This is a genomic window from Rugamonas apoptosis (assembly GCF_014042355.1).
Taxonomy (GTDB): Bacteria; Pseudomonadota; Gammaproteobacteria; order Burkholderiales; family Burkholderiaceae_D; genus Rugamonas; species Rugamonas apoptosis.
On the sequence record NZ_JACEZU010000001.1, the window covers coordinates 187,933 to 202,371 of the forward strand.

At 58.9% G+C, this 14,439-nt stretch carries 21 protein-coding genes; 1 reads left to right on the plus strand and 20 read right to left on the minus strand.

Annotated features, from left to right (window positions below):
- Positions 1-7: 7 nt before the first annotated feature.
- The 19 genes from rpsN to rpsL all read right to left on the minus strand — a co-directional run bounded on the left by rpsN (position 8) and on the right by rpsL (position 11,747).
- Positions 8-313, minus strand: a complete 306-nt coding sequence (rpsN, locus tag H3H39_RS00795; RefSeq protein WP_182151370.1) for a 30S ribosomal protein S14 — start codon at positions 311-313, stop codon at positions 8-10.
- Positions 314-320: 7 nt separating this feature from the next.
- Positions 321-860, minus strand: coding sequence for a 50S ribosomal protein L5 (gene rplE / locus H3H39_RS00800; protein ID WP_008444321.1), 540 nt, complete (start codon positions 858-860; stop codon positions 321-323).
- A 6-nt stretch (positions 861-866) separates the two neighbouring features.
- Positions 867-1,181, minus strand: a complete 315-nt coding sequence (gene rplX / locus H3H39_RS00805) for a 50S ribosomal protein L24 (RefSeq protein WP_182151371.1) — start codon at positions 1,179-1,181, stop codon at positions 867-869.
- A 9-nt stretch (positions 1,182-1,190) separates the two neighbouring features.
- Entirely contained in the window at positions 1,191-1,559 is a 369-nt protein-coding gene (gene rplN / locus H3H39_RS00810; protein ID WP_008444317.1) for a 50S ribosomal protein L14, read from the minus strand.
- Between the two features lie 265 nt (positions 1,560-1,824).
- Positions 1,825-2,097: a 30S ribosomal protein S17 gene (gene rpsQ, locus H3H39_RS00815; RefSeq protein ID WP_182151372.1), complete on the minus strand. Its 273-nt coding sequence runs from the start codon at positions 2,095-2,097 to the stop codon at positions 1,825-1,827.
- A complete protein-coding gene (gene rpmC, locus H3H39_RS00820; RefSeq protein WP_182151373.1) occupies positions 2,094-2,285 on the minus strand; it encodes a 50S ribosomal protein L29 in 192 nt (63 codons plus the stop codon). Before rpmC ends, rpsQ begins: the two co-directional genes overlap by 4 nt.
- 12 nt (positions 2,286-2,297) lie before the next feature.
- Entirely contained in the window at positions 2,298-2,717 is a 420-nt protein-coding gene (gene rplP, locus H3H39_RS00825; RefSeq protein WP_056404292.1) for a 50S ribosomal protein L16, read from the minus strand.
- A gap of 2 nt (positions 2,718-2,719) precedes the next feature.
- A complete protein-coding gene (gene rpsC / locus H3H39_RS00830; protein ID WP_182151374.1) occupies positions 2,720-3,529 on the minus strand; it encodes a 30S ribosomal protein S3 in 810 nt (269 codons plus the stop codon).
- A 9-nt stretch (positions 3,530-3,538) separates the two neighbouring features.
- On the minus strand, positions 3,539-3,871 hold the full coding sequence (gene rplV / locus H3H39_RS00835) for a 50S ribosomal protein L22 (RefSeq protein WP_182151929.1): 333 nt from the start codon (positions 3,869-3,871) through the stop codon (positions 3,539-3,541).
- A complete protein-coding gene (rpsS, locus tag H3H39_RS00840) occupies positions 3,868-4,143 on the minus strand; it encodes a 30S ribosomal protein S19 (protein ID WP_008444295.1) in 276 nt (91 codons plus the stop codon). The genes rplV and rpsS overlap by 4 nt, the downstream gene beginning before the upstream one ends.
- Positions 4,144-4,152: 9 nt before the next feature.
- Positions 4,153-4,980 carry a 50S ribosomal protein L2 gene (gene rplB, locus H3H39_RS00845; RefSeq protein WP_182151375.1) on the minus strand — a complete coding sequence of 276 codons (828 nt, stop codon included), beginning with the start codon at positions 4,978-4,980 and terminating at the stop codon, positions 4,153-4,155.
- Positions 4,980-5,294, minus strand: coding sequence for a 50S ribosomal protein L23 (gene rplW / locus H3H39_RS00850; RefSeq protein WP_182151376.1), 315 nt, complete (start codon positions 5,292-5,294; stop codon positions 4,980-4,982). Before rplW ends, rplB begins: the two co-directional genes overlap by 1 nt.
- Complete coding sequence (gene rplD / locus H3H39_RS00855) at positions 5,291-5,911, minus strand: 50S ribosomal protein L4 (RefSeq protein WP_182151377.1); 621 nt, start codon at positions 5,909-5,911, stop codon at positions 5,291-5,293. The genes rplW and rplD overlap by 4 nt, the downstream gene beginning before the upstream one ends.
- 3 nt (positions 5,912-5,914) lie before the next feature.
- Positions 5,915-6,571 carry a 50S ribosomal protein L3 gene (gene rplC, locus H3H39_RS00860; RefSeq protein WP_182151378.1) on the minus strand — a complete coding sequence of 219 codons (657 nt, stop codon included), beginning with the start codon at positions 6,569-6,571 and terminating at the stop codon, positions 5,915-5,917.
- Between the two features lie 256 nt (positions 6,572-6,827).
- Positions 6,828-7,145, minus strand: coding sequence for a 30S ribosomal protein S10 (rpsJ, locus tag H3H39_RS00865; protein ID WP_117014469.1), 318 nt, complete (start codon positions 7,143-7,145; stop codon positions 6,828-6,830).
- Between the two features lie 127 nt (positions 7,146-7,272).
- The gene (tuf, locus tag H3H39_RS00870; RefSeq protein WP_182151379.1) at positions 7,273-8,463 is read right to left on the minus strand and encodes an elongation factor Tu; all 1,191 of its coding nucleotides are present in this window, start codon (positions 8,461-8,463) and stop codon (positions 7,273-7,275) included.
- A gap of 64 nt (positions 8,464-8,527) precedes the next feature.
- The gene (gene fusA / locus H3H39_RS00875) at positions 8,528-10,633 is read right to left on the minus strand and encodes an elongation factor G (protein WP_182151380.1); all 2,106 of its coding nucleotides are present in this window, start codon (positions 10,631-10,633) and stop codon (positions 8,528-8,530) included.
- A 114-nt stretch (positions 10,634-10,747) separates the two neighbouring features.
- Positions 10,748-11,218 carry a 30S ribosomal protein S7 gene (rpsG, locus tag H3H39_RS00880; protein WP_008444271.1) on the minus strand — a complete coding sequence of 157 codons (471 nt, stop codon included), beginning with the start codon at positions 11,216-11,218 and terminating at the stop codon, positions 10,748-10,750.
- 145 nt (positions 11,219-11,363) lie between these two features.
- Complete coding sequence (gene rpsL / locus H3H39_RS00885; protein WP_073223278.1) at positions 11,364-11,747, minus strand: 30S ribosomal protein S12; 384 nt, start codon at positions 11,745-11,747, stop codon at positions 11,364-11,366.
- A gap of 290 nt (positions 11,748-12,037) precedes the next feature.
- On the opposite strand from rpsL, the gene H3H39_RS00890 reads away from it, so the two are divergent.
- Positions 12,038-13,954, plus strand: coding sequence for a phosphoethanolamine transferase (locus H3H39_RS00890; protein ID WP_182151381.1), 1,917 nt, complete (start codon positions 12,038-12,040; stop codon positions 13,952-13,954).
- 20 nt (positions 13,955-13,974) lie between these two features.
- Here the strand turns inward: H3H39_RS00890 and H3H39_RS00895 are convergent, their stop codons facing one another.
- Positions 13,975-14,439: a DUF2269 family protein gene (locus H3H39_RS00895; protein WP_182151382.1), complete on the minus strand. Its 465-nt coding sequence runs from the start codon at positions 14,437-14,439 to the stop codon at positions 13,975-13,977.

Here is a 14,439-nt window from a genome sequence, read left to right on the forward strand (position 1 = left end):
TCTCCTATTACCAGCTTGCTTTAGTCATACCCGGGATCTCACCACGCATGGCGAATTCACGGAGCTTGATACGGCCCAGACCGAATTTACGGAAGGTGCCGCGTGGACGACCGGTGACGGCGCAGCGGTTACGCTGGCGAGTCGGGTTCGAGTTACGTGGCAGGGCCTGCAGTTTCAGGCGTGCTTCGTAACGTTCTTCTTCCGATTTCGACTGGTCATCGATGATGGCCTTCAGCGAAGCGCGCTTGGCGGCGAATTTGTTCGCCAGGTCGACACGTTTCTGCTCACGGTTAATCAGTGCGAGTTTTGCCATGATCTACTTAGTTCCTGAACGGGAATTTAAAGGCGGCGAGCAGAGCTTTCGCTTCGTCGTCGGTCTTGGCGGTGGTGGTGATGGAGATGTTCATACCACGCAGCGCATCGATCTTGTCGTACTCGATTTCCGGGAAGATGATCTGCTCTTTCACGCCGATGTTGTAGTTACCACGACCATCGAACGAACGGCCATTCACACCGCGGAAGTCGCGCACGCGTGGCAGGGCCACGGTGATGAAGCGATCCAGGAACTCGTACATACGAGCGCCACGCAGGGTGACCATGGTACCGATCGGGTAGCCTTCACGGATCTTGAAACCCGCGATTGCTTTACGCGATTTGGTGGTCACTGGCTTCTGGCCAGCGATCTTGGTCAGGTCGCCAACAGCGTGCTCGAGCACTTTCTTGTCGGCGATCGCCTCACCCACACCCATGTTCAGGGTGATCTTGGTCAGACGAGGAACTTCCATCACCGATTTGTAACCGAATTTCGCGGTCAGGTCGGCGACGACCTTTTCTTTATAGAATTCTTGGAGACGTGCCATGATTTCTTAAGCCTTCACTACTTCGCCGGAGGACTTGTAGACGCGGACTTTCTTGCCATCCACTTCCTTGAAGCCCACGCGGTCTGCCTTGCCAGACGCGGCATTGAACAATGCCACGTTGGACACGTGAATCGGCATAGTCTTATCGACGATACCACCTTGTACGCCAGTCATAGGGTTAGGCTTGGTCGCTTTCTTGGCGACGTTGATGCCTTCAACCACGACGTGCTCAGCGTCTACACGACGCTGCACGACGCCGCGCTTGCCCTTGTCTTTCCCGGTCAGCACGATGACTTCGTCGTTTTTACGAATCTTATCCATTACGACTCCTTACAGGACTTCCGGTGCCAGGGACACGATCTTCATGAACTTTTCAGTACGCAGCTCGCGCGTCACTGGTCCAAAAATACGGGTACCGATCGGTTCCAGCTTGGCGTTCAGCAGCACGGCGGCATTGCCGTCGAACTTGACCAGGGAACCATCTTGGCGACGCACACCTTTGGCGGTGCGCACAACCACGGCGTTATAAATTTCACCTTTTTTGACACGGCCGCGTGGCGCAGCAACCTTAACGGTTACCTTGATCACGTCGCCAATGCCAGCATAACGGCGCTTGGAGCCGCCCAACACCTTGATGCACATGACTTCCTTGGCACCGGTGTTGTCGGCCACTTCGAGCCGGCTTTCAGTTTGAATCATAGTATTCTCTTTCCCAACTTAAGCCGAAGAATCCACACAATGCGGACCCGCGGTCAGTCTTGGTCCCGCCAGCGGCGCCCTAGCCGGGCCCCGTTGTTTGGGTGCTTGACCTTCGTACTGCACTGACCGCACGGTTCAGCGTCTGTGGCCAGACACTTTGCGGCGTTACATGAACGAAGCCCGCAAGTATTACATACAATTTGCGGGCTTGCAAGAACTAATTAAAAACACCCCCCGGCCGTCGCCGGCCGGGAGGTTTTTCTAATTAAACGATTTGTGCGGCTTGCACCACACGGGTCACGGTCCATGCCTTCGTTTTCGAGATCGGGCGACCTTCCACGATTTCCACCGTGTCACCGGCTTTCACCTGGTTGGTCTCGTCGTGCGCGTGATACTTGTTCGAGCGCACGATGATCTTGCCGTACAAAGGATGTTTCACGTGACGTTCGATCAGAACGGTGACGGTCTTGTCCATTTTATCGGACACCACTTTACCGATCAGCGTGCGCTTGAGCGGCTTTTTCACTGGTTCGGTCATTTGGCTTCCTTGGTGTTCATTACCGTTTTTACACGCGCGATATCGCGGCGTACCTTCTTGAGCTGCGAAGTATTGCTCAGTTGTTGCGTCGCCACTTGCATACGCAGACCAAACTGGGCCTTCAGCAGATCGTTCAGCTCTTGTTGCAGAGCTGCCTGGTCTTTGCCGCGGAGTTCAGATGCTTTCATATTTCACTCCTCTTATTGGCCAACCTGGCGCACCACGAAGGTGGTAGCCAGCGGCAGTTTGGCAGCGGCCAGACGGAACGCTTCACGCGCCAGCTCTTCTGCGACGCCATCCATCTCGTACAGGACTTTGCCTGGCTGGATTTCGGCGACGTAGTACTCGGGGTTACCCTTACCGTTACCCATACGGACTTCGGCAGGCTTGTTCGAGATTGGCTTGTCCGGGAACACGCGGATCCAGATCCGGCCACCACGCTTGATGTGACGGGTCATGGCGCGACGTGCTGCCTCGATTTGACGGGCCGTGATACGGCCGCGGGCAACGGCTTTCAGACCGAACTCGCCGAACGACACGGCGGTGCCGCGGCTGTGCGAGATACCGGTGTTACGGCCCTTCTGCTCTTTACGATACTTCCTGCGTGCTGGTTGCAGCATGATTATTCTCCTGCTTTCTCAGCTGGCGCAGCGGCCGGCTTGGCGGCACGCACACGCGCACCTGGCGCTGTGGATGGTTTCGCACCGGCTGGACGTGGGCGGCCGGCTGGCTTGCCATCGTCACGGCGTGGACCGCGGCTCTTCTTCTCGTCAGCTGGGGTCTCGATGACTGGCGCTTCGCCGGCGGCGTTGCGGTCACCCTTGTAAACCCACACCTTGACGCCGATGATGCCGTAGGTGGTCGACGCTTCGCTGGTACCGTAGTCGATATCGGCGCGCAGGGTATGCAGAGGCACGCGGCCTTCGCGGTACCACTCTTTACGGGCGATTTCGATGCCGTTCAGACGGCCCGACGACATGATCTTGATGCCCAGGGCACCCAGACGCATGGCGTTTTGCATCGCACGCTTCATGGCGCGGCGGAACATGATGCGCTTTTCCAGCTGTTGAGCGATGGAATCGGCGATCAGTTGCGAATCGATTTCCGGCTTGCGGATTTCTTCGATATTGACGTGCACGGGCACGCCCATGATCTTGGTCAGGGCCGACTTCAGTACTTCGATGTCTTCGCCCTTCTTGCCGATCACGACGCCTGGACGCGAGCTGTAGATGGTGAAGCGCGCGTTCTTGGCTGGACGCTCGATGACGATGCGACCGACCGAAGCGTTCTTCAGCTTGGTCTTCAGGTAAGCACGCGCCTTCAAGTCTTCGTTCAGCATGGAAGCGAAGTTGCCGTTGCCCGCGTACCAACGCGAGGCCCAGTTACGGGTAACCGCCAGGCGGAAACCAGTTGGATGAATTTTCTGACCCATCGTGGCTCCTTAGTTACCGACGGTCACGTAAACGTGACACGATTGTTTCGAAATACGATCGCCACGACCCTTTGCACGCGCGGTGAAGCGCTTCAGGATCGGGCCCTTTTCGACGTAGATCGTTTTCACGAACAGTTCGTCGATGTCGGCACCATCGTTGTGCTCGGCGTTCGCGATGGCGGACTCCAGCACTTTCTTGATGATGGTCGCGCCTTTTTTCGGGCTGAATTGCAGAATGTTGAGCGCAGCGTCAACTTTCTTGCCGCGGATCAGATCCGCCACCAGGCGGCCTTTCTGATCCGACAAGCGCACACCCTTGAGGATAGCTTTAGTTTCCATTATTTCTTCGCCTTCTTGTCAGCGGCATGGCCCTTGAACGTGCGGGTCAGCGCGAATTCGCCGAGCTTGTGACCAACCATGTTCTCGGAGACATACACAGGCACGTGCAGCTTGCCGTTGTGCACAGCGATCGTCAGGCCGATGAAGTCAGGCATGATGGTCGAACGACGGGACCAGGTTTTGATTGGCTTCTTGTCCTTGGCAGCTTGCGCGGCTTCGACTTTCTTCACCAGGTGGGCGTCACAGAACGGCCCTTTTTTCAATGAACGAGTCATGATTTATCCTTATTTCTTGCCGCGGCGCGAGACGATCATCGAAGAAGTACGCTTGTTGCTGCGCGTCTTCTTACCCTTAGTCTGTTGGCCCCAAGGCGAAACTGGATGACGACCAGCTGCGGTTTTACCTTCACCACCACCGTGTGGGTGATCGACCGGGTTCATGACCACACCGCGCACGGTAGGACGAACACCGCGCCAGCGCATGGCGCCAGCTTTACCGATCTTGCGCAGGCTGTGTTCGGCATTGCCGACTTCACCCACGGTTGCACGGCACTCGATGTGCACGCGACGCACTTCACCCGAGCGCAGACGCACTTGAGCGTAGGTACCTTCGCGGGCCATCAGCACAACGCCGGCGCCGGCGGTACGGGCCATCTGGGCACCCTTACCTGGCAGCATTTCGACGCAGTTCATCACGGTACCGACCGGGATGTTGCGGATCGGCAGGCAGTTACCGGCTTTGATCGGCGCTTCGGCACCGTTCATCACGGTGTCGCCGACGCTCATGCCTTTGGTGGCGATGATGTACTGGCGCTCGCCGTCGGCGTAGCACAGCAGGGCAATGTGCGCGGTGCGGTTAGGATCGTATTCGATCCGTTCCACTTTCGCAGGAATGCCATCCTTCTGGCGCTTGAAGTCGACCAGACGGTAGTGCTGCTTGTGACCACCGCCGATGTGGCGGGTGGTGATGTGGCCGTTGTTGTTACGGCCGGCGGTCTTGGATTTTTTCTCAACCAGGGCGGCGAACGGACGACCCTTGAACAGGTCGGTGTTGACCACCTTCACCATGCCGCGACGGCCTGGCGAGGTTGGTTTCATCTTAACGAGTGCCATTATTTAGCCTCCTCGGAGAAATTGATTTCCTGGCCGGGCTTCAGGCACACGAAAGCGCGCTTGGTATGGTTGCGACGGCCGATGCGGGCACCGGTGCGCTTCTGCTTACCTTCGCGGTTGACGGTCTGCACCGATTCCACTTCCACCTTGAACAGCAGTTCAACGGCGGCCTTGATTTCTGGCTTGGTCGCATCCGGGGAGACACGGAACACGATCTGTTCGTTCTTCTCCGCCACCATGGTGGCTTTTTCGGAAATGACGGGCGCCACGAGTACCTTCATCAGGCGCTCTTCGCTAAATTTCACTGCGCTCATGCCAGCATCTCCTCAATCTTAGCCAGTGCAGCTTTGGTGACCAGGATCTTCTTGTAGAACACCAGGGACATCGGATCTGCGTGACGTGGTTCCACAACCAGCACGTTCGGCAGGTTGCGCGAAGCCAGTTCCAGGTTTTCGTTGGCGGCGTCGGTGATGATCAGCACGGAGTCCAGGCCCATGCCGGTCAGCTTTTGCGACAGCAGCTTGGTCTTAGGCGCTTCGATCGTCAGGTCTTCGATGACCGACAGACGGTCTTCGCGGGCCAGTTGCGACAGGATCGAGCAGATACCGGCGCGGTACATCTTCTTGTTCACTTTATGGGTGAAGTTCTCGTCAGGCGAGTTCGGGAAGATGCGACCACCGCCGCGCCACAGTGGCGACGACGACATACCAGCACGAGCACGGCCGGTACCTTTTTGGCGCCATGGCTTCTTGGTCGTGTGGTGAACTTCTTCACGGTCTTTTTGCTTGCGGTTACCGCTGCGTGCGTTAGCCTGGTAGGCTACGACCACTTGGTGGATCAGGGCTTCGTTGTAATCACGGCCGAAGATGGTGTCGGCGGCAGCTACGTTCGAGGCGGCTTGACCTTGCGCGTTCAAGAGCTTGAGTTCCATCGTTTAAGCTCCCTTCTTTGCTTTAACTTTAACGGCAGGCGAAACGACGACCTGGCCATTTTTCGCGCCAGGAACGGCACCCTTGACCAGCAGCAGCTGGCGGTCGGCGTCGATACGGGCGATTTCGAGGTTCTGGATAGTGCGGTTGACGTCACCGAGGTGACCGGTCATGCGCTTACCTGGGAACACGCGGCCTGGATCTTGCGCCATACCGATGGAACCTGGAACATTGTGCGAACGGGAGTTACCGTGGGTCTGACGGCCCGAGGCGAAGTGGTGACGCTTGATGGTACCGGCGTAACCTTTACCGATCGTCACGCCTTGCACGTCGATCTTTTGACCGACTTCGAACAGGGAAGCGGCGACAACATCGCCAGCTTTCAGTTCGGCGGCTTTAGCGGCGTCCACACGGAACTCTTTCAACAGAGTACCGGCTTCAACACCTGCTTTAGCGTGGTGACCAGCGACGGCTTTGGTCACGCGGGAAGCGCGACGTTGACCGAATGCAACCTGAACTGCGGAATAACCATCCGTTTCAGGCGTTTTGATTTGCGCAACACGGTTGTTCGAAACGTCCAACACGGTGACTGGGATCGAATCCCCGTCATCGGTGAAGATACGCATCATACCAACCTTGCGACCGAGGAGGCCAAGGCTCATTTTTTCTCCATTCCCACCTACGATTGGGCGGGGCTTTGTTGAACTACAAAAATTAGTACGGACCAGAAAAAGGCGAATCCATACCGAAGCCGGCTAGTGTATCGTCATTCTGGTCTTGACGCAACAACTAAATACGAGGTATGTCGGGTTTGCGGCGCCGGCCCGGGATGCGCGTAATGAAAAAGGCCGGCCCGTCCGCAGTGCGGAGGGGCCGGCCCTGGTCGGCTGGCGGGACACCCCGCCGGCCTGGCAGCGATTACTGCAGCTTGATTTCGACGTCCACGCCAGCTGGCAGGTCCAGCTTCATCAGGGCGTCAACGGTCTTGTCGGTAGGATCGACGATGTCCATCAGGCGCTGGTGGGTGCGGATCTCGAACTGGTCGCGCGAGGTCTTGTTCACGTGTGGCGAACGCAGCACGTCGAAACGCTGGATACGGGTAGGCAGTGGGACTGGGCCTTTGACCACGGCGCCGGTGCGCTTGGCGGTGTCAACGATTTCCAGTGCGGACTGGTCGATCAGCTTATAGTCGAAAGCCTTCAGGCGGATACGGATCTTTTGATTGGTAACGGACATGGTAATTCCTTCAAAGAACGAACTGGCAACTTTGTAGCGCCAGCAAATTTAAAAAGAACGGAGGGTGCTGCAAAGGGGTGACATGGTAACACACCACGCCACCCCCTGTTACATCAACGCTTAAAAATTAGGCGATGATTTTAGCCACAACGCCGGCGCCGACGGTACGGCCACCTTCGCGGATTGCGAAGCGCAGACCTTCTTCCATCGCGATCGGGTTGATCAGCTTGACGGTGATCGACACGTTATCGCCTGGCATAACCATTTCTTTATCGGCTGGCAGCTCGATCGAACCGGTCACGTCCGTGGTACGGAAGTAGAACTGTGGACGGTAGTTGTTGAAGAACGGGGTGTGACGGCCGCCTTCATCTTTCGACAGCACGTAGATCTCGCCGGTGAAGTGGTTGTGCGGCTTGATCGAACCTGGCTTGGCCAGAACCTGGCCACGCTCCACGTCTTCACGCTTGGTGCCGCGCAGCAGCAGACCAACGTTGTCGCCGGCTTGACCCTGGTCCAGCAGCTTGCGGAACATTTCCACGCCGGTGCAGGTGGTTTTCACGGTGTCTTTGATGCCGACGATTTCGATTTCTTCGCCGACCTTGATCACGCCGCGTTCGATACGGCCGGTCACCACGGTGCCGCGACCCGAGATCGAGAACACGTCTTCCACTGGCATCAGGAAGGCGCCGTCCACAGCGCGCTCTGGCGTTGGGATGTACGAATCCAGTGCGTCAGCCAGTTGCATGATGGCCTGTTCGCCCAGTGGGCCGGTGTCGCCGTCCAGCGCCATACGGGCCGAACCTTTAACGATAGGCAGGTCGTCGCCTGGGAAGTCGTACTTCGACAGCAGCTCGCGCACTTCCATTTCGACCAGTTCCAGCAGTTCTGCGTCGTCGACCAGGTCGCACTTGTTCAGGAACACGATGATGTATGGAACGCCAACCTGACGGGCCAGCAGGATGTGCTCGCGGGTCTGTGGCATTGGGCCGTCAGCGGCCGAGCACACCAGGATCGCGCCGTCCATCTGCGCTGCACCGGTAATCATGTTTTTGATGTAGTCGGCGTGGCCTGGGCAGTCAACGTGCGCGTAGTGGCGGGTCGACGTTTCGTACTCGACGTGCGCGGTGTTGATGGTGATGCCGCGCGCTTTTTCTTCTGGGGCTGCATCGATCTGGTCGTAGGCTTTCGCTTCGCCGCCGAATTTCTTCGACAGAACGGTGGCGATTGCTGCGGTCAGGGTGGTCTTGCCGTGGTCAACGTGACCGATGGTGCCGACGTTGACGTGCGGCTTGGTCCGTTCGAATTTCTCTTTTGCCATTTTATTCTTCCTTAAAACAATGTGTTAAAGCGGCCGGAGGATCTCCCCGGCCACCAATTTTTTATTACTTGGCTTTCGCGGTGACGATCGCGTCGATCACATGCTTAGGCGCTTCGGAGTAGTGCTTGAATTCCATCGTGTAGGTCGCACGGCCTTGCGTTGCGGAACGCAGGGTGGTCGAGTAACCAAACATTTCCGACAGCGGTACTTCGGCTTTGATGATCTTGCCGCCGCCGCCTGGGATTTCGTCCATGCCCTGCACCATACCGCGGCGGGACGACAGGTCGCCCATCACGGTACCGGCGTAGTCTTCCGGCGTTTCCACTTCCACTGCCATCATTGGCTCCAGGATGACGGGGCTGGCGCGTTTGCAGCCTTCCTTGAACGCCATCGAACCGGCCATGCGGAACGCGTTTTCGTTCGAGTCCACATCGTGGTACGAACCGAAGGTCAGGGTGACTTTGACGTCAACCACTGGGTAGCCGGCCAGAACACCGTTCTGCAGCGTTTCGCGCACGCCTTTTTCCACCGCAGGGATGTATTCGCGAGGAACCACACCGCCCTTGATGGCGTCGACGAACTCGAAGCCCTTGCCTTGTTCCTGCGGCTCGACCGTCAGCACGGCGTGGCCGTATTGACCGCGACCACCGGACTGCTTGACGAACTTGCCTTCCACGTCCGACACCGACTTGCGGATCGTCTCGCGGTATGCCACTTGTGGCTTGCCGACGGTCGCTTCCACGCCGAATTCGCGCTTCATACGGTCGACGATAATTTCCAGGTGCAGCTCGCCCATACCACCGATGATGGTCTGGCCCGATTCTTCATCGGTCTTCACGCGGAACGAAGGATCTTCCTGTGCCAGGCGGTTCAGGGCCAGGCCCATTTTTTCCTGGTCGGCCTTGGTCTTAGGCTCGACAGCCTGTTGAATCACCGGCTCAGGGAACACCATCTTTTCCAGGGTGATGATGGACGCTGGATCGCACAGGGTTTCACCGGTGGTCACGTCTTTCAGGCCCACGGCGGCGGCGATGTCGCCGGCGCGCACTTCTTTGATCTCTTCGCGCTGGTTAGCGTGCATCTGCAGAATACGGCCCAGGCGTTCCTTGCGGCCCTTGACCGAGTTGTAGACGGTGTCGCCGGCGTTGATCACGCCCGAGTACACGCGGAAGAAGGCCAGCTGGCCGACGAACGGGTCGGTCATGATCTTGAAGGCCAGTGCCGAGAACTTCTCGTCGTCAGCCGCTTTACGGGTGGCTGGCTCTTCGTGCTCGTCGGTACCTTTCACGGCGGCGATGTCGATCGGCGATGGCAGGAACTCGATCACGGCGTCCAACATGGCTTGCACGCCCTTGTTCTTGAACGCGGTACCGCACATCATCGGCACGATTTCGGAAGCGATGGTACGCTCGCGCAGTGCTTGCTTGATCTCGGCTTCGGACAGGTCGCCCTCTTCCAGGTACTTGTTCATCAGCTCTTCGCTGGCTTCAGCGGCGGCTTCCACCATCTTCTCGCGCCATTCGGCGGCCGAATCGGCCAGCTCGGCTGGGATGTCCACGTAGTCGAACTTCATGCCCTGGGAAGCGTCGTCCCAGATGATGGCTTTCATCTTGACCAGGTCGATCACGCCCTTGAAGTTTTCTTCAGCGCCGATCGGGATCTGGATCAGCACTGGGTTCGCCTTCAGGCGAGCGCGCATCTGATCGTAGACCTTGAAGAAGTTGGCACCGGTACGGTCCATCTTGTTGACGAAGGCCAGACGTGGCACTTTGTACTTGTTAGCCTGACGCCACACGGTTTCCGACTGTGGCTGCACGCCGCCCACTGCGCAGTAAACCATGCATGCGCCGTCCAGCACGCGCATCGAACGCTCCACCTCGATGGTGAAGTCGACGTGGCCCGGGGTGTCGATGATGTTGATGTGGTGTTCTGGGAAGTTGTTAGCCATGCCTTTCCAGAAGCAGGTGGTCGCCGCGGAGGTAATCGTGATACCGCGCTCTTGTTCCTGCTCCATCCAGTCCATGGTGGCGGCGCCATCGTGCACTTCGCCGATCTTGTGGTTCACGCCGGTGTAGAACAGCACGCGTTCGGTGGTGGTCGTTTTACCTGCGTCGATGTGAGCGGAAATACCGATATTGCGGTAGCGCTCAATGGGGGTCTTGCGGGCCATAATTAATCCTAAATCTTTGAATGGACAAAACCGAGCACCATTTTTTTGCTAAAAAATGAGCCCGGCCTCGAACAACAGATAACAGCCGGACCACACAGGGTCCGGCCGGTTTTATTAGAAGCGGAAGTGCGAGAACGCCTTGTTCGCTTCTGCCATGCGGTGCACTTCATCGCGCTTTTTCATCGCACCGCCGCGGCCTTCAGCCGCTTCCATCAGCTCACCGCCCAGGCGCTGTGGCATGGACTTTTCGCTGCGCTTGTTGGCGGCTTCACGCAGCCAGCGCATCGACAGGGCCATACGGCGCACTGGACGCACTTCGACTGGCACCTGGTAGTTGGCGCCGCCGACGCGGCGGGATTTCACCTCAACCAGCGGCTTGGCGTTGTTGATGGCGGTAGCGAACACTTCCAGCGGGTCTTTGCCCGACTTGGCGGCGATGTGCTCGAAAGCACCGTAGATGATGTTTTCAGCGACCGATTTTTTACCGGACAGCATCAGCACGTTAACGAACTTGGCGACATCCGTGTTGCCGAATTTAGGATCAGGCAGGATTTCGCGCTTGGGTACTTCACGACGACGTGGCATATCAATTCCTTTCAATCTTCAGTTGAGGTGCGCAGATATGGGTTCGCACTCTCACGGAAGGCCATCATAGCCATCCACTTACTCGACCAGTTGCGGTCGACTACATTCACTTAGCTTTTATTGCCACTGAGCGAAACTTGGGGTATTACTTCTTACCGGCCTTAGCACGCTTGGTACCGTACTTCGAGCGCGCTTGTTTACGGTCTTTCACGCCTTGGGTATCCAGCGCGCCGCGAACCATGTGGTAACGCACACCTGGCAAGTCTTTTACACGACCGCCGCGCAGCAGCACAACGCTGTGCTCTTGCAGGTTGTGGCCTTCACCGCCGATGTACGAAATGACTTCGAAACCGTTGGTCAGACGCACTTTGGCGACTTTACGCAAAGCCGAGTTAGGCTTCTTAGGAGTGGTGGTGTACACACGGGTGCAAACGCCACGTTTTTGCGGGCTGTTTTCCAGCGCCGGCGACTTGCTCTTCACGGTCAAAGCGACGCGTGGGCTGCGAATCAGTTGATTGATGGTTGGCATCGTTCTAAATCCAACAAAATTACAACGTTGATAACCCGGGCGATTGCCCGGGGGCTAAAACTGAGTCTCTATTTACACACAGCGGAGGCGCGGACAGCCACTCACTGGGGAGCGGCTACAAGAGCGTATACGATGCGCAGAATAAATTGAGAACTCGCGAGTATAGACGGGGTCCGGGGGCCAGTCAATCTATTTCGGGGCGGCGCCCGACGGGGCGGGCCAGCGAAAACTCACTGTAAGATCAGGAAACACTTGATAATAGCAGACATTTTTCCCCGTACTCCGCCTTTATGCCATCCCTGTTGCGTCCCTCCAACCTGTTCCTGCTCGCCACTTATCTGCTGCTGTCAGCCGTGCCCTACGTGCCCTGGCTGCTGGGCAAACCGGTGGAGCAGGCGTGGCAGATGGCGGCCGTCGAGGCGCTGGGCTGGCTGGCCGCCTGGGCCGTGTTCAAGCGCCCGGCCTGGTTCCACTGGCTGCTGTTGCCCGCCTTCGTGGCGCTGCCGGCCGAGGTCTACCTGTTCGTGTTCTACGGCCAGGGCATTTCCACCCACCACCTGGGCATCATCGCTGAAACCAGCCCCCGGGAAGCGATGGAATTCCTGGGCCAGAAAGTGTGGCTGCTGGGCGGCGCCATGGCCGCCGTGCTGGCCTGGTGGCTGCTGACCCAGCTGGTGGCCGTGCGCACCCGCGCGCTGGACTGGACCGGCCGCAGCCGCTGGGCCGCGCTGGCGGCCTTGCTGCTGCTGGCCGCCGTGGCTGGCTGGGGCTATGAATTCGGGGTCCAGGCCAAGCCGTCCGTATCGGCCAAGGCCGCCACAACGCCGGCCGCCTCCAGCGCGCACGCCGGGTCCGGCAGCGTGGCCGCCTCCGGCTTCGGCGACGGCGCCAGCGACGACGAGGAGGAGGATGCGGACGAGGACAGCAGCCCGTCGCTGCCGGCCATGCCGGCCGCCGGCCATTTACAGTGGAAGCTGGCGGCCCTGCCCTACTGGGCCCGTTCGCCGGTGGGCGGCGACGCGTTCGCGGCCAGCTGGCCATTCGGCCTGACGGCGCGCTTCGCCGATTTCTGGAAGGAACGCCGCTACCTGGCCGAGCTCGGTGAACGCAGCCGCAGCTTCCGCTTCCAGGCGCACCAGGCCACGCCGGGGCAGGAACCCGAGATCGTGGTGCTGGTGATCGGCGAATCGTCGCGCTACGACCGTTGGAGCCTGAACGGCTATCCACGCAACACCAACCCGCTGCTCAAGAAGGAAAGCAACCTGGTGACGCTGCCGGACGTGATCACGGCCGTCTCGGCCACCCGGTTGTCGGTGCCGGTGATCATTTCGCGCAAGCCCGCCATGCAAAGCCTGAAGGATGGCTTTTCCGAGAAATCGTTCCTGACGGCCTATAAGGAAGCGGGCTTCAAGACCTGGTGGTTGTCGAACCAGGTGTCGTTCGGCCAGTTCGACACCCCCGTGTCCGTGTTCGCCAAGGAAGCGGACGTGGTTGAATTCCTCAACCTGGGCGGTTTCACCAACCGCTCCAATTTCGACGCCGTGCTGCTGGAACCGCTGCAGCATGCCATCGACGACCCGGCGCCGAAAAAGCTGATCGTGCTGCACTCGCTGGGCAACCACTGGAACTACAGCCAGCGTTATCCGCAGAGCTTCGACAAGTGGCAACCGTCGCTGTTCGGGGTCGACAAGCCCGTCTACACGGACACCAAGATCAAGCCCCAGCTCAACAACAGCTACGACAACTCCATCCTGTATACGGACTGGTTCCTGTCGCAGGCCATCGACACCGTCAAGCGCACCCAACAGCTGGGCGCGCTGGTGTACGTGGCCGACCATGGCCAGACCCTGTACGACGGCAGCTGCAACCTGGCCTTCCACGGCCACAACACCCAGTTCGAGTTCCACATTCCCGCCTTCGTCTGGTACTCCGACCAGTACCGCGACCGCTATCCGGAAAAAGTGCGGCAGTTGCAGCGCCACCGCAAGGCCAGGCTGGCGACGGAAAACATGTTCCACACGCTGCTGGACCTGGGCGATATCGCCTACCCGGGCGAGCGGCTGGAATGGAGCTTCGTCAACGCCCGTTTCAAGCAGCACAAGCGCTACGTGGACAGCTATGGCTGGACCAACTACGACAACGCCATCATCAAGGGCGACTGCCGCGAAGTGATCGACAAGGACAAGCCGCTCAAGCAGGAAAAATAGCCCCGGACGCAGCGCCCCCGCTACGCTGCCTTGTGCACCATCAGCCAATACACCACGACCAGGGCGCCGAACGCGGGCACGCCCAGCGCGGTCCAGATGCGCTCATAGCGCCAGTAGCGCGGCGGCAACGCGGTGCCGCCGTCCGCGGCGAGGGCGGCCATGTCGCGCATGCGCAATTGCAGCCACACCACCGGCAGCCAGCACAGGCCGGCCAGCCCATACAAGGCCAGCGACCACAGCAGCCAGTGCGCGCTCAGCGGATAGCCCGCCAGCCTGGCCAGCCAGTAACCGGATAGCGGCTGGATGAGCACGGTGGGCGTGGTGAAGCACCAGTCGGCCCGCGCCACCCAGCGCGTGACCACCGCCATCGCCCGCACGTCGCCGCTGCGGTTGGTGCAGAACATGAAAAACGCCGTGCCGCATCCCGTGCCAAACAGGAAGGTGGCCGACAGGATGTGCAGCCACTTGATGGTCAGGTAGTCCAT

Excerpts from the sequence above, each read along its gene's own strand:
- rpsN (WP_182151370.1), bottom strand. The coding sequence starts at position 313 with ATGGCAAAACTCGCACTGATTAACCGTGAGCAGAAACGTGTCGACCTG.
- rplE (WP_008444321.1), bottom strand. The coding sequence starts at position 860 with ATGGCACGTCTCCAAGAATTCTATAAAGAAAAGGTCGTCGCCGACCTG.
- rplX (WP_182151371.1), bottom strand. The coding sequence starts at position 1,181 with ATGGATAAGATTCGTAAAAACGACGAAGTCATCGTGCTGACCGGGAAA.
- rplN (WP_008444317.1), bottom strand. The coding sequence starts at position 1,559 with ATGATTCAAACTGAAAGCCGGCTCGAAGTGGCCGACAACACCGGTGCC.
- rpsQ (WP_182151372.1), bottom strand. The coding sequence starts at position 2,097 with ATGACCGAACCAGTGAAAAAGCCGCTCAAGCGCACGCTGATCGGTAAA.
- rpmC (WP_182151373.1), bottom strand. The coding sequence starts at position 2,285 with ATGAAAGCATCTGAACTCCGCGGCAAAGACCAGGCAGCTCTGCAACAA.
- rplP (WP_056404292.1), bottom strand. The coding sequence starts at position 2,717 with ATGCTGCAACCAGCACGCAGGAAGTATCGTAAAGAGCAGAAGGGCCGT.
- rpsC (WP_182151374.1), bottom strand. The coding sequence starts at position 3,529 with ATGGGTCAGAAAATTCATCCAACTGGTTTCCGCCTGGCGGTTACCCGT.
- rpsS (WP_008444295.1), bottom strand. The coding sequence starts at position 4,143 with ATGACTCGTTCATTGAAAAAAGGGCCGTTCTGTGACGCCCACCTGGTG.
- rplB (WP_182151375.1), bottom strand. The coding sequence starts at position 4,980 with ATGGCACTCGTTAAGATGAAACCAACCTCGCCAGGCCGTCGCGGCATG.
- rplW (WP_182151376.1), bottom strand. The coding sequence starts at position 5,294 with ATGAGCGCAGTGAAATTTAGCGAAGAGCGCCTGATGAAGGTACTCGTG.
- rplD (WP_182151377.1), bottom strand. The coding sequence starts at position 5,911 with ATGGAACTCAAGCTCTTGAACGCGCAAGGTCAAGCCGCCTCGAACGTA.
- rplC (WP_182151378.1), bottom strand. The coding sequence starts at position 6,571 with ATGAGCCTTGGCCTCCTCGGTCGCAAGGTTGGTATGATGCGTATCTTC.
- rpsJ (WP_117014469.1), bottom strand. The coding sequence starts at position 7,145 with ATGTCCGTTACCAATCAAAAGATCCGTATCCGCCTGAAGGCTTTCGAC.
- tuf (WP_182151379.1), bottom strand. The coding sequence starts at position 8,463 with ATGGCAAAAGAGAAATTCGAACGGACCAAGCCGCACGTCAACGTCGGC.
- fusA (WP_182151380.1), bottom strand. The coding sequence starts at position 10,633 with ATGGCCCGCAAGACCCCCATTGAGCGCTACCGCAATATCGGTATTTCC.
- rpsG (WP_008444271.1), bottom strand. The coding sequence starts at position 11,218 with ATGCCACGTCGTCGTGAAGTACCCAAGCGCGAAATCCTGCCTGATCCT.
- rpsL (WP_073223278.1), bottom strand. The coding sequence starts at position 11,747 with ATGCCAACCATCAATCAACTGATTCGCAGCCCACGCGTCGCTTTGACC.
- H3H39_RS00890 (WP_182151381.1), top strand. The coding sequence starts at position 12,038 with ATGCCATCCCTGTTGCGTCCCTCCAACCTGTTCCTGCTCGCCACTTAT.
- H3H39_RS00895 (WP_182151382.1), bottom strand. The coding sequence starts at position 14,439 with ATGGACTACCTGACCATCAAGTGGCTGCACATCCTGTCGGCCACCTTC.